This window comes from Paenibacillus albidus, from assembly GCF_014644435.1.
Lineage (GTDB): Bacteria > Bacillota > Bacilli > Paenibacillales > Paenibacillaceae > Paenibacillus_AQ > Paenibacillus_AQ albidus.
The window spans coordinates 195,805-214,529 of the sequence record NZ_BMKR01000002.1 but is presented as its reverse complement, the minus strand read 5'-3'; the positions used below and the strand labels follow the sequence as shown (position 1 = coordinate 214,529).

Here is an 18,725-nt window from a genome sequence, read left to right as displayed (position 1 = left end):
GGCAGCAGTATAGGATTAGGATCGGCTCATAAGTGCAGACCTCAGCACCGGAATCAACGGATCCGCAGGCAAACCCGGACAGCTATAGCCTCCCCAGTGCCCCAGGCTGACCGGCCGGCAGTCTGCCAGATCGTAGGCTACAAAAACAGCGGCAAAACCACGCTGCTCTGTGCCCTGATTCCGCTGCTTCAGGAGCGGGGCTGCAAGGTGGCCGTTATCAAGCATGACGCCCATCATTTTGAGATGGATCATGCCGGAAGTGATACCTGGAAACATCGTCAGGCCGGTGCTTCGGCGATTGCCATCACCAGTCCGGGCCGTACGGCCCGGATAGAAGAGCAGGGCAGCAGTCTGGCGGAGCTGATTGCCGCTTTTGCCAGCTATGACTATATATTGGTGGAAGGCTTCAAGAATGAATTCTTTCCTAAGCTGGTGCTGATTCATGAAGAAGCGGATGTGCAGCTTCTGCAGCAATTGGAGAACATAACGGCAGTTTGCGTCTGGGAGCCATTGCTATCAGAACCACACCTTGAAGGGCTGCAGAACTCAGCGCTATTCCCTATTCATGATATTCAAGGAATCGCCAACCATTTGTGGCGCCAACGATCTTATTTTCAAAATTTCAACATATGAAAAATTCACAATAGAAAACCCTAAAATCAGCATCCTGCAGATCTGCAACGTCCCCGTAAACCGGGTCATAAGCACAGTGGCCTCAGCCCTCCAAGAAAGCGGAAGGGCCGAGGCCGCTGTTTGCTGTTTAGGACTCCATTCTTTTTTCAATGGCTTCCGACATCGTTTTATCGGTGAGGTGGGCATAGACCTCCGTGGTTTCAGTAGAAGCATGTCCAAGCTGTTCTTTGGTTTTGTAGATATCATTCTGCAGATAATAGTCCGTTGCAAAGGAATGCCGCAGCTTATGAACGGTAAGATAAGGTTTGCCAAAACGTTTGGCGTATTTGATGATCATTTCCTGAATCGCCCGCTTGGTCATCCGTTTGCCTTCCTGCTGACCATTCGGCAGCGTGATAAATAATGCTTTTTCCCGTTTGGGCGTTTTGTAACGCGTGGTCCGGAGGCTTAAATACAGCAGCAGGTCATCCTTGGATTGCTCGCGGAAATAGACGGGGGTCTTAAAGGTCTCATCGTTGTTGCCCTTGCGGGTTACGTATAACAGCTTGTTATTTACATCCAGATCATCCACATTCAGATTGACAACCTCGGAGACGCGCAGGCCGGAATTAAGGATCAGACTGGCAATGCAGGCATCCCGTTCACGGTTCAGCTGGAAGGAATAATAGGCCTGTTTGTTGTTCTCCACATCACGTCCATATCCCTCATAGATGTAACCTACGAACTCCAGCAGCTCCTCTTCCTCCAGAATTTTGCCCTTCAGCTTGGCCGCGGTATCTTTCGGTTTATGGATACGTTTGATTTCGACTTTAGCCATAATATTGCGCTTCAGCAGCGGATAGAAATTCTCATCCTCAGCAATCTGGCTTAAATAATGGAACAGGGAGCGCAGGGCAGACAGCTTGCGGGAGACAGTGACCCGGGTATTCGTTCCTTCGGCGCGGGTAGTCAGGTACAAGCGGTAACCTACAATACTGTCCATATGCAGCACCTCCAGATCCATCAGGGTCAACCCGGCATTGCTCCCGGCAGCCGATAACCCCTCAGCACGCAGCCAGCCAAAAAAAGATTCATAATCACGGATGTACTCCAGCAGGGTGGAGGGGGAGAGATCCGGGCGCTTGTAGTCGATGAACTGCTGTACAAACCAGGGCATGTGAGGTAACTTCAACTCCAAATGCTTGCGGTCGCTGTTTTTTTGGATGCTCATCAGAATCACCTTTTCGTAGTTTGCTTATGTTTCGTCAGTTCTTCTATCTTACCATGTTTTGGGCGGCAAGACGCGGAAAGGGAGGGGGAGGACGGACCCGCCTTGCTCCTGAAGAGACAAAGTTATATGATGTGAAGAAAATGTGATGTACAGAGGTGAGCTTAATGGAACTTGGTATAGAGCTGGTTCCCAAAGAGCGGAAGCAGTTGATCAGCAGCCTGATGCAGTTCTATTTGTACGATTTTACCCGGTATCTTGAGCTTGATGTAGGCCAAGACGGTGCTTATCCACCTTATCCGGGCCTGGAAGCTTATTGGAGCAGCGGCCAGAATAAAAATGCTTATGTATTTACAGTGGACGGGCATATGGCCGGATTTGCACTGGTGGACCGTTTGCAACGCAGTCCGGAAGGGCAGTATTATATGACCGAGTTTTTTGTGATGCAAAAATACCGCCGCAGCGGGGTGGGCACCTGGGCAGCACACAGGCTGTTCGATATGTATCCCGGAGACTGGAAGGTATCGCAGATTCGAGCCAACACACCTGCCCGTAACTTCTGGCATCGTGTAATCTCCAGTTATACCAACGGGGCCTTTCAAGAACGTTTTAATCCAAAGCAAGGGAACCCCAGTCAATACTTCAGTACATTGAATGTTAATGGGATTAAATAAAAGAGGCAAAGGACAAACCGGATAGTTAGTAACATATTTAATATTATGTAAACTAATCAAACTGGCAATGTCCATTATTTAGTTGATAAGACTATAAAAAGAAGGTCTAACCATCTCTCCCACAAATGGTTAGACCTTCTTTTTGGACATAAGGTAACATAATAAATAATATGTAAACTAATCAAACGAAATAATACGACCGAAATCTAAATCCAAAATCAGAGAATTTTATTTAATTTCATCATATGAAAAATTCACAATAGAAAATCCAAAATATGAGCTCCACGCAACCAAAACTCTAACCATCAACCCTAGACGCTCCATCAAACAAAAAACGTATTAAGGAGCAATATCAAACCTGCTTGCGCATGTCAATATAAGAATTTCTGCGCGAGCTTCTCCCGGAGTTTAATCGCGATTTCAATGGCCCGTGCTGCCTGCTCCAGGGAGAGGATGGAGGCGAAGCCGTCCTGCAAGCAGGAGTGGGCGTAGCTGATGCTTTTTTCGTAAGGATTAACGGACTCGAGTGACAGTACTTTCCTGCCGGCGGAGCTGTATTCTGTAAGTACAACATGGGTCACACCGTTCTCATCGTCACTCTCATGGAAGACAAGTTTGGCATGTTCAAAGTAGGCTTCATAAGCGACAGTAAAAGGATAGGAATCAGGCATCCGGGAAGAGCAGAGGACCTCTGCCCATCCATCCGCATAAGGGAAGGACGCCCGCACCATGGCTTGTCCTGGTGCTCCGGCACCGGTACCCCAGACGTTAATAGGGCTGGCCTCTTGCCCCAGAATCCAGGTTAGACAATCGAGCTCATGAATCATCAGATTCGTCGTCACCTTGCTCAGCCCTAAGTCACCCCACAGCGGGGCAGTTTCTCTTTTTAGCGTCAAAGAAAGAAGGTTGCCATATTTCCGGGATTGCGTCACTTCGTAAAGGTATTGGTACGGCGGATCGAACTTGATGAACTGGTTGACGAGAATCCTTTTGCCATAGGCGGCTTCGGCTTGCTTCATCGCAGCAATATCCTCCAGCTCAAGGCACACCGGTGTTTCACAGAAGACATGTTTTCCGTGTTTCAACGCTTCCACCGCATACTCCCGGTGCAGAGAAGAGGGCAGACAGATGTGTATAACATCGAGGCCCGGATCGAGCAGCAGTTCCTCGGCAGAGGTTGTAACCTGAACGCCTAGCGCCTCCGATATTTCTCCCAATTTCGTTTCATTTCTCCCGAAGACAGCGATTCTTTCAACAGTAGGCATTGCTTTTAGCAGCTTGGCATGATAGGCACCAAAGCCCGTCCCCAATATTCCAACATTCATCTCCATTACAGCGCCTTTCATTTCTTAAACCTATGATATACTGCTATTGTTGACAAGAGAGTGGCAAGAATAGGAATGCGGATTAAAAAAGATATTACAGGAACAGGTGGCGTTTGTAGTGCGAGTACATCGTTTGATAGCAATTCTGCTGCTTATAGAATCCCGCGGAAAAATAAAAGCGGGCGAACTGGCCTCAGCCCTGGAGACATCCGTCCGATCGGTCTACAGAGACATAGACGTCCTGTGTGAAGCTGGAATACCGCTAGTCACCAAGTCCGGTCCGAACGGCGGCATCTCCCTGATGGACGGGTATACGGTCAACCTGAAGCAGTTGCATGGGGAAGATGTGATCAACCTGTATTTAACAGGGATGGGCATCTATTCGGGCGGAAGAACGGAATCCGGATTGAAGCTAAGAAATACGCTTTTGAAGCTGGAGAAAACGCTGTCTCCCGCCTATCGTCAGGATGTGGAAATCGCCAAAAACCGTTTTTATTTCGATGATACCCCGTGGTGGAGTGAGCGGGCCGAAATCCCTTGTCTGGAGACTGTACGCAGTGCGGTCTGGAGGTCGAAAAAGCTTGAAATCCAATATCGCAAAGTTAGTGGAGAGGTATCAAGACGTACACTTCATCCCTATGGGCTGGTAGTGAAACAAGGGGAGTGGTACCTTGCTGCGTTCTGTGAGGTGGCCCGGGAGCTGCGGAGCTTCAAATGCAGCCGGATACATACAGCTCAGACCCTGGACGAAGAATACAGAATTCCCGCCGAGTTCTCGCTGATGGAATATTGGAGCAAGCAGGAGCAGGAATTTAAGATGAGCAAAAGTTCGGCTGAATATTACCCCGTAGTGATCCGGTTGAAGGCGGAGAAAAAAGCTAAACTTACGCCTCTGGAGATCATTCAGCAGATAGAGGAGGAAGAATCACTTCTGGTGACTCTGAATCTGTACAGCTATGAATATGCGTGTGAACACATGTTATCCATATTAGAGTATGCCGAGCTTCGGGAGCCAGCGGAGCTTCGGGAGGCGCTAAAGAAGAAGCTGAGTAATCTCATGGAAATCTACACCGCAACCCCTGGAGTGGACAAAACACGAGATAGGTAGAAGTATAGGCAAAAGGGACGCCAGGAGATGTGAATTACATCTTCCAGGCGTCCCTTAAATTCGGCTGGTCCTCTGATACTTGAAGCTGGCCAGAGCTACACTTTGAAGCTGTTCGTTGCAGCCGGAGGATTCATTCGCTCTCTGGCGGCCAGCCGCTTATGGGCAGTCAGTAGAAAAGGCAGGCCGAAGGCTGTCGTTACAGCCAGTGGGATAAAAATACCGAGGCCGTTGCCGGCACCCAATTGGTCCAGCAGCAGGCCACCCAGCACAGGAGCCATAACATTGCCGAAGTTATTGAACCCGATTGTGCCGAAATAGGTCCCTTTCCATTCCGGCTTGGCGATCCGGTCAATCAGCATATCCATCATCGTGAACAGCAGCACTTCCCCAATGGTAAACAGCACAACACTAACCATTAGCAGCGCCATGCCTCCGGCCATTCCGAACAGCAGCATGCTCAGTGCGACGAGCGCATTGCCCAGAATCAAGGGAATGAGGGGTGGAAGATGGCGGGCGGTCCGCACAAGCGGATACTGCACCACGAGCACGGTCACCGCATTCAGCGACAGCATGTAGGAGAAGATCTCCCCACCATTGCTAAAAAGGGGGCTGAGTGTTAAATACTGTGCCAGTGTCGAGCTGAAATGACCGTACCCCAAGACGCAAAAGGTGGTTCCCACCAGCACAGGCAAAAATACACGATCACGGCCGGTTGTTGCCAAGGCGTCACGTAGACGCGGAGCCTCGGCTGTTGAGCGGGCCGGAAGGCTTGTACGGTGTGTGTTGAACTGCACAAACAGAACCAGACCGTAGGCAATGTAGACGATTCCGGCAATCAGGAACGGAAAGGTAGATTGTGCAGAGCCGAGCTGCAAGCCGATAATGGGGCCGAATACGACCCCAAGGTTAATGGCTGCGTAGCGCAGGTTGAAGACCAGCAGTTTATGATCGGGTGGTGTGATATCGGATAAAAGTGCCCGCGATGTCGGCTCGAATACAGCCCGGCATAACCCGTTCAGCGTATTTACGAGAAAAAATACCCATAGATGCTGTGCAGCTGAGAAGCCGAAGAACACACCGGCCCAGCCGAATACGGAGATCAGCATAACAATTCTGCGGCCGATCCGGTCAGAGATATAACCCCCGTAAAAGCTGACCAACACTCCGGCCAACGAACTGACTGCGACCGTAATGCCGGTTTGTGTTGGTGTCGCCCCAAGCACGCTGGTCAAATAAATGGATAAAAAAGGGATGCTCATAGAGGTGACCAGGCGTCCAAACATCGTGCCGATAATAATGGTCCAGGCTAGAGGGTGGATTTGTCGTAAATTCTGTTTCATCATGCCGTGTTTCTCCTACTCCGGTTGCTGTATTTTGGGACTGCCAATCTTGATTGCTTTAGGTATAATTGTAGTAATAAAAGGGGGAAGTAAAAGTGTAAGGATTACATTGCTTCTTTCACCTTTAATAAAGGAGCGGCAGACATGGATACGAATACAATACATTTCATCCGGCTGGCGGAAGCGGACGAGCTTTCTTTCAGACTCCACGAGCCAATTTCCGTAACCATTGACAGTCTGTCTGTGATATTGTGCTGTACTCCCCGCAACGTGAAGTTTATTCTGCGCCGCCTGGAAGAGAAAAGTTTTATCCGCTGGCAGCCGGGACGCGGCAGAGGGCATACATCTGTGTTGACGTTTATACGGAGTATAGATGAGGCATTGGAGGATAGCTTTCAAGAGCTGATGGACAAGGGAAAGATCAAAGAAGCGATCGAACTGGTTGGCTTCTCCGAAGTGAATGAGCCTCTGAAGGAACGGCTGCTCAGCTCGCTGAATAAACAAATGGGCTTCCACAGCGAGGCGGATACCTCTTCCGGACAGGATGTCCTGCGGATGATGCGGGCACGCCGTTTGGAGAAGCTGGACCCGGCTTATGTCTATACGGCATTTGAATCTTACCTGCTGGGGCAGATTTGCAGTACGTTGATTCTCTATGATGCAGCAACACAAACTTTCCTTCCGGGCTTGGCGCATATGTGGGAATGCAGTGAAGATCATCGGATCTGGGTCTTTTATCTGCGTAAAGGCGTAAGATTTCATCACGGCAGGGTGATGACCTCCCGGGATGTCAAGGAGACCCTGCAGCGGCTGATTGACCTGAACAGTCCGGCCATTTGGCATTATCGGGACATTGAACGGGCAGAGGTGGAGGGCGATCATTGCATCCGTTTTTATCTGAGCCGCCCCAATCTGTTTTTTCTGCATTTATTCAGCTGCATTCATATGTCGATCCTGCCTTATGATGTGGATATCCGCACGGAAATCATCGGCACCGGTCCTTACCGTGTCAGTGATTTAAATGAAGATGTGCTGGTGCTGAGCGCCTTTGATCAGTATTACGGAATCCGGCCGCATTTGGACCGGGTCGATATCTGGTTTGTCCCGGATCATGGGCCGGGTGAGCGTCATTATGAGCTGCCTGGAGTGGTCCGGATGAAGCTGCCAGCAGAGCGTTGCAGCACGAACAGCATTGATTATCCGGCACTGGGTTGCCGGTATATGGTGTTTAATTTCCGGAAGCCCGGTTATCAGCATAACCACGCCTTCCGGGAGGCAATACGGATTGTATACGACCAGGTAACACTGATCAGGGAATTGGGGGGCAACCGGATCACACCCGCGAGCAGCTTCCTTCCCTGGAAGAGCAGCCAGGTGGATTGGACAGCCTCTCCTTCGCTGGAAGAAGCACGGGAGCTGCTTATCCGCAGCGGCTATCAAGGGGAAACTATTATTCTGGGGCATACCGTGCATAAAGATCTGGAGGAAGCGGATTGGCTGAAACACCGTGCCGCGGAGATCGGGCTGCAAATTGAGCTGCACGCGTTCATAGAATACAAGGATGACAACACGGTGAGCACAGCGGATCTGATTATGGCGGAAGAAGTTCTGGAGGATGACTGGCAATGGGGTCTGATCAATTTTTTTAAGAACAGCTCTAATTATCTGCATAACTATCTGGAAAGCGGCCAGCACTCCAGGCTGGACTGTGAGCTGGAGAGTTTTGCGCAGTTATCGGGAGAAGACAGAGCGCAGCTGCTGGATCGGGTAGAGGGAATTCTGCGGGAGCAGTACTGGATTTTGTATGGCTGCCATATGAACAAAAAAGCACAGCTGAATCAGAGTTTGTTCGGTCTGCATACCGCAGCCTTTGGTTTCCTGGACATTTCCAAGCTTTGGATTAAACCCGGATTTCAATGAAGACAGCAGCTTCTGTTTCTGTTATACTTCCAGGGAGACTGTATCGATAGATTCGAACAGTACTCCCGCAAGTATTATTCATCAATAGTATTTATTGTGAAGCCATGGAGGTGAACTCCCCAGGAATTTGCTCTGATCCGTAAGGACCGAGACAAAAGAATGGTCAAAACCTGACTCTTTTTTTGCCTTTCGGACCTTTTTAGCGGAGCTGCTAAGAGGTCTTTTTGATTTGCCAACACAAAGGTTATTAAGAGAGGATTGAAGCATAATGCGGTTTTTGATAGTAGGTGCAGGGGGGATTGGGGGCTATTTCGGCGCCCGTCTGGTCCAAAAAGGAGAAAATGTCACTTTTCTGGTCCGTCAGGCGAAACAGAGCCAGCTGGCAGAGGACGGATTATCGGTCAAAAGTATTCATGGGGATATTCATACCCCGGTTACAACCACTACATATGGGGAGAAGGCTGAAGCTTATGATTGCATTCTGATCGCGGTCAAAGCTTATCATCTGCCTCAGCTCATGATTGACCTTGTACCTTACGTGGGTGAACATACCTTGATTCTCCCGCTTCTGAACGGATATGATCACTTCGGTGCCTTGCAGACAAAGTTTGGCCGGGAAAAAGTGCTCGGCGGTCTGTGTTACATTGAAACTACACTGGATCAAGCTGGGGCTATCGTACAGACCAGTCCCTTCCATAACCTGGTCTTCGGAGAGTGGGACGGCGGAGAGTCCGAACGTTCGCAGACATTGTTCAGCCATTTGAACGATGCCGGATTTACAGTGACATTGAGTCCGGATATTCAGCGGGAAGTCTGGCAGAAATATATATTCGTGGCCAGCTTAAGCGGCATTACAACGCTGATGGATTGCCATGTAGGGCCTATTCTGGCCTTGCCGCGCTCGCGTGACGTATACAAGCAATTACTTAAGGAGATTGTTGCGCTTGCCCGCAATGCGGGAATGCCGGTATCAACGGAGATCGAGAATTCCACGCTGCAGAAAATGGAGGCCGTACCGCCTGAAATGACATCCTCTATGCAGCGGGATATGCATAAGCGGCTGCCGGTTGAGACCGACCATTTGCACGGTTCACTGCTTGCTTTAGACTCAGCGGAAGAAGGGCGATATCCTGTACTTGAGACTGTTTTTGCCCGCCTGAAAGTGTACGAAAGCTTGATTTAACTATATAATATTCCATAGGTTCTGATACCATACAAGCTTAAGGAGCTGAGCACGTGGCGGAGGTTAATCCCAAAATCACCACCTTTCTGATGTTTGACGGCCAAGCGGAAGAGGCCATGAATTTCTATGTGTCATTGTTTGAACGCTCTGAAATTATAAGCATTAAGCATTATGGAGCGAACGAGGGCGGAGCAGAAGGCAGCGTGATGCAGGCGTCTTTTTCATTGCATGGACAGGTCTTTATGTGTATAGACAGCAATGTGAAGCATGGGTTTACGTTCACACCGGCGATATCGTTATTCGTAAATTGTGAGTCGGAAGCGGAAATAGACAAAGTATATGCAGCTTTAGCCGGGGATGGACAGGTGCTCATGCCTTTGGAAACTTACCCATTTAGTGATAAGTTCGGTTGGGTATCAGACCGCTTTGGAGTATCCTGGCAGCTCAATTTTGTGGCCAAAGGATGAACCTGCAGCTGATAACGATCCAAGCAGCCTTGGACAACATGGAGCAATGGGTGGGTATTCCCTCATCACATGAATTGATCAGCAGCGGTGTTTTCCGCAACCCTGAATATGAGGACTGCCCCTTCTACACCATTGAGCTCGAATGGAACCAAAAAGGGGAACCTGAGCTGGACGAGGATGGATTGGTGAACGTGCAGACGATACGAGCCATACTGGATGCTTGTACCGGCAGGATGATTTCCTTTTACTGGCATGACCATCACCGGGAAGTCAAGCAGCCGGAGGTGGAGATGACTGACGCTTTATATGAGAAGCTGTATCCGCAAGTGCTCGGCTGGATCAGCAGACTGGATCTGCAGATAGAACCGGCTGAACTGCGGCTCGTCCGTAAGTCGTTAACGGGGGGGATCTATCGTCTGAGTTACCTGAGGCATAGCCAAGGAATTCCTTTAGCGGATTATCAGACACTCGAAATCAAACTGAACCAGGACTTTGAGTTGCTGCATATCAACTGCGTCTGGGATGAATGTACATTTGCCCCGAATGAGGCTCTCATTCCGCCCGAGGTGTTCATCCGCCAGCTTGACAGCAGGCAACTCTCCCTAAGTTACATAGGTCTGCTGGCTTCCCGGCATCCGTATTATATTTGCCGCGAAGATGTCTATGATGCTGTTACAGGCGAAATAATCTGCACAGACCAGCCCGGGCTGATTGAACAGATCGATAGGGAAACAACACTGCCTCAGCGTAATCAGACCATTCGTATATTGCATCAGCCGATTTTTACGGCAGACTACGATGTTCTGAGGCTGGAGGAGGGAGTGACCGAAGCGGACCCTTATGCTCCGCATGTCTTTTTCAACCATATCTCGGACGATGATGTGGCTAAAGCCAAGGATATTGCTGTTTCCTATCTTAAACAATATCAGGACGGGAACGTCGTTGAATTTGCTTTTTTCCGCAAAGAAGGGCGAGAGGTAGTAGAAAGTATGCGTGGTAATCAGGTGGTCGTGGAGATTCAACGGATGGTGCACGGCATTCCTGTCCTGGGAGCAGGCATCCGTCTGGTGATTGACCACACATCCTGGGAAGTGAAAAATGTTGTAGATACTTTTATATTCAAGAATGAAAGTACTAAACTCGACCTGAAGCTACTCCTTGCGCCTGAAATCACGGCCGATTCTGCCTGGGAGCAGTTGAAGGATAAACCAATGCTAAAACTTCAATACCGCTTTGCTCCAGCCCCGAGTCCTTTGGAAACAAAGCGTGCTGTTCTAACGTATGCCCTGGATTGTGACTGGATTTGTGATGCACTGACGGGTGAACTGACCAAGCTGGAGTAAGGGGATTTTGGATCATTTTCTTTACGGACTTGTTTTTTTCGAGAAAAAGGATATACTGTAATTATGCTACTTTGTAATGCAAGGTAGCTTTTTTAATCTCCACTATATTGTAATGCAAGGTAGGTGATGACATGTCGCTTCGCAGCCAACTGTTAAAAGGGATTCTTGAAGGATGTATTTTGTCAATAATTAAGCAGCAGCCGACGTATGGGTATGAGCTCTCCATGAAACTGCAGGAGTTCGGCCTTACAGACATTAGCGAAGGGTCCATTTACCCTATTTTGCTGCGGCTGCAGAAGGAGGAATTGATAGCAGGGGAGATGAGGGAGTCCGAAAGCGGCCCGAAACGAAAGTATTACAGTCTGACGGAAGAAGGGCAGGCTGCGCTCCTGGATTTCAAACAGCAGTGGGCATCCATCAAAGCACCAGTAGATCGAATGATTGACAGAGAAGAGGGATAACATGACGACTGTACAAGAACTTATCCAATTGAATAATACCAAACGCTCCCAACTGACAAGGGAGAACCTGAAATACTATGAAGAGATGCTTCTCTACATTCGCTTTGCTTCGGGCAGATCTGAACAGCAGACTGAGGAGTTGCTGCTGGAGCTGCTGGAGCATGTGCTGCAAGCACAGCAAGAGGGACGCACGGCAGCGCAGGTATTTGGGGATGAACCCAAAGCGTATTGTGAGGAGCTGATCGGGGAAATTCCGGGGGAGACACGCAAGAATCAACTGCTTTTTTCTGCCCGGATTACATTGCTCTTTTTGGCGGTTAGCAGTTTCTTCAGTGGTATAGCCGGGGCAGGAATGTACTATTTGTTCCACATCGGCAGTGGCCAGACCAATTTTCATATCGGCTCTGCCCTTATCGTTGTCAGTATGGATGTGCTGCTGTTGTACTTGTTTATTATGACCGTTCTCCGCTGGGTTAAGGCTTCTACCTTTAAAGAAGCCAAACCGAAGAAAGGCCTGGAGGTCTTGCAATTTGCGGGAATTAGCACGTTGTCTGTCGGATTGTTTGTGGCTGTACTTATCATTACGCCGGATTTAGGTCCCGCTGCAAGTATTCCAACGCTTTACCTGGCGGGTATTGGCATCGTCCTCTATATAATATCGTTGTTATTCAAAAGGCGGGAAATAAGCAGATAAAACCGGCTAAAAAAACAGCGTATAACATAAATTATACGCTGTTTTGGTTTTAAACGATTTTTAAAGGCGATAAGGGGCACTTATCCGGCTAAAAAAGAGCGGTTTGGAGGACATTTCAAGTCTAGTATGCGATCTAGCCAACTCTTCCATGGTATAATGATTCCAAAAATAGGCGGGTGGATTTCGTTGGCCGATCATCGCATGAATAAAGGCTGGAGATCGGAGAAGCTGTCGCAACTCGGCTCCTCTATTTTCTCCGAAGTTGCAGAATGGAAAGAGGAAGCCCTGGGTTCGGGCTTGAAGATCATAGATCTCGGGATTGGGAGTCCGGACGGAGCGCCGAAACCTGAAATCCGTCAGGTGTTAAGTTCGGCAGTGCTCCGGGAGAGCAGTTATTCTTATCCATCCAGCAGAGGGAGTTTAGCCTTACGCCAACAGGCAGCGGCCTGGATGGACAAACGTTTTGGCGTCACGGTAGATGCGGAGGAAGAAGTGTTGGCGCTGATGGGATCGCAGGATGGACTCGCCCATTTGGCGCTTGCTGTCTGTAACCCCGGGGACATGGCTATAGTGCCGGACCCGGGTTATCCGATCTATTCCGGCTCGCTAGCGATAGCGGGAGTAAGACCTTGGTCTATTCCACTTCTGCAAGAGAATGATTTTATGCCGGATTTGGACCGTGTACCGGATCGGGTGTGGCAGGAGGCTTCCTTTATTCTGCTCAACTTTCCCGGCAACCCGATTTCTACGGCAGCGGATATCACCTTCTTCGAGAAGCTGGTCCTGCTTGCCCGCAAATGGGACGTGCTGATCATTCACGATCTGGCCTATTCGGAAATGGGGTTCGACGGGTATAAGCCGCTGAGTATACTGCAGGTGCCGGGAGCAATGGATACTGCCGTGGAGTTCCATTCCTTCTCCAAAAGCTTCAACATGGCCGGCTGCCGGATCGGCTTCCTGACCGGCAACCGGGAAGCGGTGGGGGCTTTGCGCGAGCTGAAGAGCAATATCGATTACGGCGTGTTTGAGCCGATCCAGGAAGCGGCGGTGACCGCGCTTGAGCTTGCGATGGCCGATATGGAGAGTGGCGGAGTCGCGCCTCTTTATCAGCGCCGCCGGGATATATTTGTGGAGGCGCTGGCCCGGGAAGGGTGGGACGTGCCTAAGCCTAAGGCGACCATGTTTATCTGGGCGGCACTGCCGCAGCAGTGGACCAGGTTTCCGGAAGGCGGCGGTTCGCGTGCTTTTGCCCGTGAATTGCTGCTAAAGACCGGAGTGGTTGTGATTCCGGGTGATGCCTTTGGTTCGCAAGGCGAAGGTTTTGTGCGCATTGCGCTGGTGCAAAAAGAGGATCGGCTACTGGAAGCCGCCCGGAGAATCGGGGAGTATCTGCGGGCGTTGTAGAATTATCAGCTGAGAACTGCCGGGTGGAGTCAGGCGAAGTTACGCCAATTGAGAAGAAGTGTCTGAGTGGCTTTAGCTGCTCAGACACTTCTTTTTATCTCAGCTCCTGCGGCAAAGATACCGCAAACAGCTTCTGATCAGTGGGAATTAGAACCGTCCCATTTACTACGGAAATTCTCCCATATAGCTGTGCGTGAAGTTTTAACGTGCCCAGCAGTGCACCTGTGTCAGCGTGCATGATGGAGAAATCACCATTTTCAAAACCGGCATAAACGGCTTTGCCGATCTTTTGCAGATGAATCACAGGACTAGCTGGATGCATGAATGTAACCACCGTCTTGTCAGCGATAGTCACGCTTTGGATCTGCTGATCCTTTTGGAAAAACACCCTGCCGTCGGTAGGGCCAGCCAGCCAATTTCCATACGAAGCGTAGCTAGTGGTGGCGGTATCGGTAGGTTTTCCCAAGGTAAAACGGGTTAAATAAAGCTCGGATTGATCCACATTCCCGTCTACCGAATACACAGAAGAACCCTGGATCATCATGCGGTTATTATAGAGTTTGACTACATCCTTTAACGGCTGATAATTCTCCCGGGAAGTGATTTTTCCTGTAGCCACATCCATACTCACAAGCGTCATTAAATATCCAGGTGCGGATTTGGACGTTGGAGCCTTAACCGCAGCAGCATTGCTTTCACGCAACAGAATCCGGACATCCCGGTAACCGGCAAAAGAATACAATCCTTCGGTTCTCCAGCGCAACTTGCCGGTAGCGGAATCCAACCCGAAAAATTGGCTGCGGATATTATCGACCGTACTGGATGCCAGCAATGTACCGTTGTAAATTCCGTTTAGACTGCCTGCATACATGGGTATGGTGGGGTTTTCCCACATTTTTGCACCTGTAACCGGGTTATACGCAGCAATTCCGCCGCTCTCATTGGCAAAATAGATTACCCCGCTTATAAGCCGGGCCTGTGCCCCCACCTCGATTGGAGCTTTCGCCGCTTTCACTTTCCATAACACTTTGCCGGTATCCGCCGCGACTTTTACAAGTTCGCCTTCGCCCGTAATGAAAAATACAGAGTTATTCGTAATGATTTGTGGGTACGTTCCATTCTTATAGGACCATTTGAGGTGGCCGGTAGCAATGTCTGCAGCCCTTAGTGTGCTTCCGGAGGTATAGAAGACCAGCCCCCTTGAAGTTTGTTGTCCGTCAGCATACATGCCCTGGCCGTCATTGTTGATTTGCCACAGCAGTTTAGCGGCAGATTTGGGGATTTGTTCAGTGACCGCAGCACTGGTCCAACCCGCTGCCGTTCCGGCTTGTGCGACTTCTGAGGAGTGGAAAGCAGCCCCGGTGGTGAGGAGTGAAGCCAAGAGAAGGGTGGAAGTTATTATTACAGAATGGGTCATTAGAATCTGCTCCTTTGAAATGGCTTATATCCATTAGACCTTGGAATGGGAAAATTAGTTGCTTTTGGTTTCAGAGTATTTAATAAGGTAACATAATAATGATTATGTAAACCAATAATTCAGGTCAGCTTATTCCGGGTAATATAGGTTCAACAATACATCACTTGGGAGGGATTACACATGGGATTCAACTTAAGCGATCTAAGCGGGAAAATTCAAGGAATGATCGGTGGTTCAAGGAAGGCGGCGGAATTTTATACGCAACGGAAGTAAGGGGAGCAGGGCCATTACTCTTTATTCCTACTCCAAAAATAAAACGAAGGGCTGTCCCTTATAGCCACATGGCTTAAAAGGACAACCCCTTCGTTTTTTCTATTCGGCTGATTTAGAAGCCTTGTTTCAGCCAGCTGGTGGCGAGCAGAATCGCGCCTTTTTTGGCCTGGGTATCCGCCAGGGCATTCAGCATCACAAAGTCATGGATGATGCCTTGGAAACGGACAGCCGTAACTGCCACGCCAGCCTCACGAAGCTTTGCTGCATAAGCCTCTCCTTCGTCCCGGAGCACATCCGCTTCACCGGTGATAATCAGCGCCTCCGGCAGGTCACGTAATTGATCCACTGTGGCACGCAGCGGAGAGGCTGTAATTTGTGCACGCTCGGCAGGATCCGTCGTGTATTGATCCCAGAACCACTTCATCCCCTCCCGTTGTAAGAAGTATCCTTCGGAGAACTGTTGATAAGATTCGGTGTCAAAAGAGGCATCCGTCACCGGATAGAACAGCAGCTGCTTGGCAATGCCCGGACCGCCGCGTTCTTTGGCCATCAGGGTGATGGCTGCGGTCATGTTGCCGCCGACACTATCCCCGGCTACTGTGAGTTTACCCGGGTCCAGACCCTGTTCGGCCCCCTTGTCAGCGGTCCATTGTAGCACCGCATATATCTCTTCAAGGGCTGTCGGGTATTTCGCTTCCGGGGATAAGCTGTAATTCGGGAAAACCACAGCAGCCTCAGCTCCTGTTGCCAGCTCGCGGATGAGCCGGTCATGCGTATGCGCATTCCCGAAGACCCAACCGGCACCATGAATATATAAGATGACCGGTAATAGAGCAGAGGAGGAATGTTTGGGACGGACAATTCTTACCGATACCTCCCCGCCGGGGCCGCCAGGCACCGTAATATCTTCAAGTTCGGCTTCAGGTTTATAAATATCGCCTGCTTGCACCTTATCTACCGTGACGCGCCCTTTTTCAGGACCCAGGTCCGGGAGGAAAGGCGGCTTCGCATTATCGTCAGCGAACTTTTGAGCGGCAGGCTCCAAGACTACTTTCTGCACTTCTGGCATTCATGATCGTCTCCTTTTAGAGTGAGATGTAAGAGTTGTTTTTTTGTTAGGATAAACTGGCTGTCCCCAATCCATAACCCGTCATGCCGCTGCTGAAACGCTTCTTGGTAGAATCCTCTCACATTTCTCAAAAGTTAGTATGCTCCAAAAGCGAACGGTTTATAGCGTTCAACACGTATATAGGATGATGAAGATAGGGAGGAGGAGGACCTGATTGAAAGAGTATTCCATAACCGAACAGCAAGCCAGGGAAATGTTCGAAGAACACGCATCCTATGTATACGGGATTGCCCTGATGATTACGAAGCTTCCTGCACTGGCAGACGACATTACGCAGGAGACGTTTTTGCGTGCATATTCCAAATATCACCGGTACGATGAGTCCCGGCCGATCCGGCCCTGGCTCTACCGGATAACAGTCAATATGACCCGTGATGTGCTGCGCAGAAAAAGCTGGCAGAAGCTGTTCTCCAGAGTGCCTGAAACGGACACAGCTCGCGAGCAGTCAGCAGAGAGTATCGTTATGCATGATGAAGCTAAACAGCAGCTGTGGTCCGTAGTCGGCAGATTGTCGCAGAAACAGCGGGAGGTGGTTACCCTGCACTATTACGCCGGACTCCCACTGCCCGAGACCGCCGCTGTGCTGGGGATACCTCTCGGTACCTGCAAATCAAGGCTGCATATGGCGCTTACGAAGCTTAGGCTGTATAACGAGCAGGAACCGGAATTATTCAGGGTGAGGGAGGGTTTGAAATGAGAGAACTCAGAACACGGGAGTCTGTGGCTCATACGGAGCTTGTTGCCCAGTTGGAGCATGAAGCCGAACTGCTGCTGAAACAAAAACAGCCTGGGTTCACTTTTGAAACGTTATGGGAACAGCACCAGGGATTTCGGAAGGCAAGCCGGCCCCGCTATCGCTATCGTTCTCCGCTCCTCCGCTGGAGTCTTGGGGTCAGTGTGGCAGCGATAACTGCCGTTATTCTGACGCTGGGTGCGGGGTTTGTTTCACCTCAAGTTGCAGAGGCGCTGCGGAAGATTCCTTTTTTTGAATATCTGTATGCAAAAGGCGGCGGTTATGATGAGCTTCGGCAGATCGAGAGCCATAAACTTATCCATCCCGTCGATATTGCTGCACTGGATCAAGGAATTGAAGTTAGAATGGACGAGGTGTATTACGATGGAATTCAACTGGTCTTGAACTATGAAGTGAATTATCCGGTTTCCCACCCAACCATTACGTCCGATGAGGCAACTGTCTATTATGATTTGGAATTTGACGGGATTAGCCCGCAGTCGATCGGCACACATGATTTTACAGTTACGGGAGACCGCAGTTTTGCAGGCACCACACGCTGGAATTTCACCGACAAGAATATGCCGGATGAATTGCTGCTGAAGATGAACATTGATTGTATTGGGACAACCCGAGGGAACTGGGAGCTTTCTATACCGCTGCACAAAGGGAAAAGCAAAGAAATGTCGCACACGTTTGAACTTCACAGGAAATTCAAGTTTAAGAATAGTGAATATACCCTCAAAAAAATGATGTTTGGCCCGGTCACAACACAAATTCAGATAAGCAAAGACTATCCCTTAAATGAGTTCAACCTTGCAGTTGAAGATGATCAGGGCACCTTACTGGGCCGGCAGGGAGGGGATGGAGGAACCGCAACGGATCTTTATTTCAATCTGTCCGCACTGGGAGATTTGAATCCACAACCCCGGTATGTGACATTAATCTTTAGTGAAATCCTCAATATCCCGGCAGGTACCTTACCCGTGAAGGACAGCCATACGCTGACAGGCAGTTACCCGTTAACATTGCAAGGGGATCAGGGGGGCACAATAACCATCACAAATATTGAATATGAAGAGCGGCAGACAGTTGTTTATTATGAAGCAAGTCAGCCTCTGAGCCAGAAGACCTCTTTTCAATTCGATGATGCTGAAGGCCAGCCCATCTATCCTTCTCAAGACCCTGTGCGGGTATCCAAGGACTCGCTTTCGTTCAAGGTGATCTTTCCGGCGCTGGATGAGAACAAGGTAAAATCTATTACATCTAATCCATATTCATATCCGGAGGATAAAGAGATGCTGCGCATGCGCATACCACTGGACTGGAATACAGAGTAACCGTACTGTTTTTTTGAAAAGGCAACATACGCTATCTGTCTATTATATGATAGAATAGATTGTCATTAACCTGG

At 49.5% G+C, this 18,725-nt stretch carries 17 protein-coding genes; 12 read left to right on the top strand and 5 right to left on the bottom strand.

Going from position 1 to position 18,725, the window contains the following annotated elements:
* The first annotated feature begins 96 nt into the window (after window positions 1-96).
* Window positions 97-633 carry a molybdopterin-guanine dinucleotide biosynthesis protein B gene (gene mobB / locus IEY53_RS02725; RefSeq protein WP_189022060.1) on the top strand — a complete coding sequence of 179 codons (537 nt, stop codon included), beginning with the start codon at window positions 97-99 and terminating at the stop codon, window positions 631-633.
* A 127-nt stretch (window positions 634-760) separates the two neighbouring features.
* Here mobB and xerS read toward each other — a convergent pair whose 3' ends face one another.
* Entirely contained in the window at window positions 761-1,843 is a 1,083-nt protein-coding gene (xerS, locus tag IEY53_RS02720) for a tyrosine recombinase XerS (RefSeq protein ID WP_189022059.1), read from the bottom strand.
* A gap of 164 nt (window positions 1,844-2,007) precedes the next feature.
* On the opposite strand from xerS, the gene IEY53_RS02715 reads away from it, so the two are divergent.
* Window positions 2,008-2,514, top strand: coding sequence for a GNAT family N-acetyltransferase (locus IEY53_RS02715; RefSeq protein WP_189022058.1), 507 nt, complete (start codon window positions 2,008-2,010; stop codon window positions 2,512-2,514).
* Window positions 2,515-2,885: 371 nt separating this feature from the next.
* Here IEY53_RS02715 and IEY53_RS02710 read toward each other — a convergent pair whose 3' ends face one another.
* Window positions 2,886-3,860, bottom strand: a complete 975-nt coding sequence (locus IEY53_RS02710; RefSeq protein WP_229695936.1) for a Gfo/Idh/MocA family protein — start codon at window positions 3,858-3,860, stop codon at window positions 2,886-2,888.
* A 97-nt stretch (window positions 3,861-3,957) separates the two neighbouring features.
* On the opposite strand from IEY53_RS02710, the gene IEY53_RS02705 reads away from it, so the two are divergent.
* Window positions 3,958-4,947 (top strand): helix-turn-helix transcriptional regulator, encoded by a 990-nt coding sequence (locus tag IEY53_RS02705; protein WP_189022057.1) that lies wholly within the window; start codon window positions 3,958-3,960, stop codon window positions 4,945-4,947.
* Between the two features lie 95 nt (window positions 4,948-5,042).
* On the opposite strand, the gene IEY53_RS02700 is transcribed toward IEY53_RS02705, so the two are convergent.
* On the bottom strand, window positions 5,043-6,287 hold the full coding sequence (locus IEY53_RS02700; RefSeq protein ID WP_189022214.1) for an MDR family MFS transporter: 1,245 nt from the start codon (window positions 6,285-6,287) through the stop codon (window positions 5,043-5,045).
* Between the two features lie 144 nt (window positions 6,288-6,431).
* Here IEY53_RS02700 and IEY53_RS02695 point away from each other — a divergent pair, with 144 nt between their 5' ends.
* The 7 genes from IEY53_RS02695 (at window position 6,432) to IEY53_RS02665 (ending at window position 13,759) form a co-directional block, all read left to right on the top strand.
* Complete coding sequence (locus IEY53_RS02695; RefSeq protein ID WP_189022056.1) at window positions 6,432-8,207, top strand: ABC transporter substrate-binding protein; 1,776 nt, start codon at window positions 6,432-6,434, stop codon at window positions 8,205-8,207.
* Between the two features lie 268 nt (window positions 8,208-8,475).
* The gene (locus IEY53_RS02690; protein WP_189022055.1) at window positions 8,476-9,390 is read left to right on the top strand and encodes a ketopantoate reductase family protein; all 915 of its coding nucleotides are present in this window, start codon (window positions 8,476-8,478) and stop codon (window positions 9,388-9,390) included.
* 53 nt (window positions 9,391-9,443) lie between these two features.
* Window positions 9,444-9,857, top strand: coding sequence for a VOC family protein (locus IEY53_RS02685; RefSeq protein ID WP_189022054.1), 414 nt, complete (start codon window positions 9,444-9,446; stop codon window positions 9,855-9,857).
* On the top strand, window positions 9,854-11,200 hold the full coding sequence (locus IEY53_RS02680; protein ID WP_189022053.1) for a hypothetical protein: 1,347 nt from the start codon (window positions 9,854-9,856) through the stop codon (window positions 11,198-11,200). Before IEY53_RS02685 ends, IEY53_RS02680 begins: the two co-directional genes overlap by 4 nt.
* A 131-nt stretch (window positions 11,201-11,331) precedes the next feature.
* Window positions 11,332-11,661, top strand: coding sequence for a PadR family transcriptional regulator (locus IEY53_RS02675; RefSeq protein WP_189022052.1), 330 nt, complete (start codon window positions 11,332-11,334; stop codon window positions 11,659-11,661).
* 1 nt (window position 11,662) lies between these two features.
* The gene (locus tag IEY53_RS02670) at window positions 11,663-12,355 is read left to right on the top strand and encodes a DUF1129 family protein (protein WP_189022051.1); all 693 of its coding nucleotides are present in this window, start codon (window positions 11,663-11,665) and stop codon (window positions 12,353-12,355) included.
* A gap of 201 nt (window positions 12,356-12,556) precedes the next feature.
* A complete protein-coding gene (locus IEY53_RS02665) occupies window positions 12,557-13,759 on the top strand; it encodes an aminotransferase class I/II-fold pyridoxal phosphate-dependent enzyme (protein ID WP_189022213.1) in 1,203 nt (400 codons plus the stop codon).
* 94 nt (window positions 13,760-13,853) lie between these two features.
* Here the strand turns inward: IEY53_RS02665 and IEY53_RS02660 are convergent, their stop codons facing one another.
* On the bottom strand, window positions 13,854-15,176 hold the full coding sequence (locus IEY53_RS02660; protein WP_189022050.1) for an outer membrane protein assembly factor BamB family protein: 1,323 nt from the start codon (window positions 15,174-15,176) through the stop codon (window positions 13,854-13,856).
* A 385-nt stretch (window positions 15,177-15,561) separates the two neighbouring features.
* Window positions 15,562-16,518, bottom strand: coding sequence for an alpha/beta hydrolase (locus tag IEY53_RS02655; protein WP_189022049.1), 957 nt, complete (start codon window positions 16,516-16,518; stop codon window positions 15,562-15,564).
* 214 nt (window positions 16,519-16,732) lie between these two features.
* Here IEY53_RS02655 and IEY53_RS02650 point away from each other — a divergent pair, with 214 nt between their 5' ends.
* The gene (locus IEY53_RS02650; protein WP_189022048.1) at window positions 16,733-17,275 is read left to right on the top strand and encodes an RNA polymerase sigma factor; all 543 of its coding nucleotides are present in this window, start codon (window positions 16,733-16,735) and stop codon (window positions 17,273-17,275) included.
* Complete coding sequence (locus tag IEY53_RS02645) at window positions 17,272-18,651, top strand: DUF4179 domain-containing protein (RefSeq protein WP_189022047.1); 1,380 nt, start codon at window positions 17,272-17,274, stop codon at window positions 18,649-18,651. Before IEY53_RS02650 ends, IEY53_RS02645 begins: the two co-directional genes overlap by 4 nt.
* The last annotated feature ends 74 nt before the right edge of the window (window positions 18,652-18,725 follow it).

Bases quoted from the DNA above. Each gene is read 5' to 3' on its own strand.
- IEY53_RS02665 (WP_189022213.1), top strand. From the start codon at position 12,557: ATGAATAAAGGCTGGAGATCGGAGAAGCTGTCGCAACTCGGCTCCTCT.
- IEY53_RS02655 (WP_189022049.1), bottom strand. From the start codon at position 16,518: ATGCCAGAAGTGCAGAAAGTAGTCTTGGAGCCTGCCGCTCAAAAGTTC.
- xerS (WP_189022059.1), bottom strand. From the start codon at position 1,843: ATGAGCATCCAAAAAAACAGCGACCGCAAGCATTTGGAGTTGAAGTTA.
- IEY53_RS02645 (WP_189022047.1), top strand. From the start codon at position 17,272: ATGAGAGAACTCAGAACACGGGAGTCTGTGGCTCATACGGAGCTTGTT.
- IEY53_RS02675 (WP_189022052.1), top strand. From the start codon at position 11,332: ATGTCGCTTCGCAGCCAACTGTTAAAAGGGATTCTTGAAGGATGTATT.
- IEY53_RS02700 (WP_189022214.1), bottom strand. From the start codon at position 6,287: ATGAAACAGAATTTACGACAAATCCACCCTCTAGCCTGGACCATTATT.
- IEY53_RS02660 (WP_189022050.1), bottom strand. From the start codon at position 15,176: ATGACCCATTCTGTAATAATAACTTCCACCCTTCTCTTGGCTTCACTC.
- IEY53_RS02670 (WP_189022051.1), top strand. From the start codon at position 11,663: ATGACGACTGTACAAGAACTTATCCAATTGAATAATACCAAACGCTCC.
- IEY53_RS02695 (WP_189022056.1), top strand. From the start codon at position 6,432: ATGGATACGAATACAATACATTTCATCCGGCTGGCGGAAGCGGACGAG.
- IEY53_RS02710 (WP_229695936.1), bottom strand. From the start codon at position 3,860: ATGAAAGGCGCTGTAATGGAGATGAATGTTGGAATATTGGGGACGGGC.
- IEY53_RS02715 (WP_189022058.1), top strand. From the start codon at position 2,008: ATGGAACTTGGTATAGAGCTGGTTCCCAAAGAGCGGAAGCAGTTGATC.
- IEY53_RS02690 (WP_189022055.1), top strand. From the start codon at position 8,476: ATGCGGTTTTTGATAGTAGGTGCAGGGGGGATTGGGGGCTATTTCGGC.
- IEY53_RS02680 (WP_189022053.1), top strand. From the start codon at position 9,854: ATGAACCTGCAGCTGATAACGATCCAAGCAGCCTTGGACAACATGGAG.